The organism is Shigella sp. SIG3, from assembly GCF_053555855.1.
This window is the reverse complement of the sequence record NZ_JBQZXE010000322.1, coordinates 1-436: the sequence shown is the minus strand read 5'-3', so window position 1 is coordinate 436 and position 436 is coordinate 1. Positions and strand designations below refer to the sequence as shown.

Genomic DNA, 436 nt, shown 5'->3' with positions numbered 1-436 from the left:
TAATGCAATGAAAAGCAAAGATTCAAAAATGATTGATTTTTTATTAAAAAATGGAGCAATATTAGGCAAACGATTTGAGATATGACCTAAAAGCTCGGCCAAATAATAATGTCGTCGATTATCGAAGTCATCATGAGTGATTCTGTCCCCACAGTGCAGCATCAGCATGACAGTGAATTGTCTGGCGTGGTCCATTTAATGAGATGGAGATGCTCCCTCTTTCCTAAATAGCTGTGCCTAATACCGCTACACTTTTGCCAGCCCATGTTTGCCTCCGGGGAATGGGCTGACGGTTCCTTCAAAATCCATTGCACGCAGTTATGTCGGAGCGGGAACTTGACTCCTGTCTTTACGGGAGTGAGGTAGCCTGAGTTTAACGGACACTCCTTCCTGAAATAGAATGGCATCAGAAGGAGCCAATAATGAGCAGAAAAAC

At 43.1% G+C, this 436-nt stretch carries 1 protein-coding gene; it reads left to right on the top strand.

Annotated elements, in window-relative coordinates:
- On the top strand, window positions 1-85 hold an 85-nt coding region (locus ACUU1I_RS21220), incomplete at its 5' end, for a T3SS effector OspC family protein (protein WP_449144948.1).
- Window positions 86-436 lie beyond the last annotated feature (351 nt).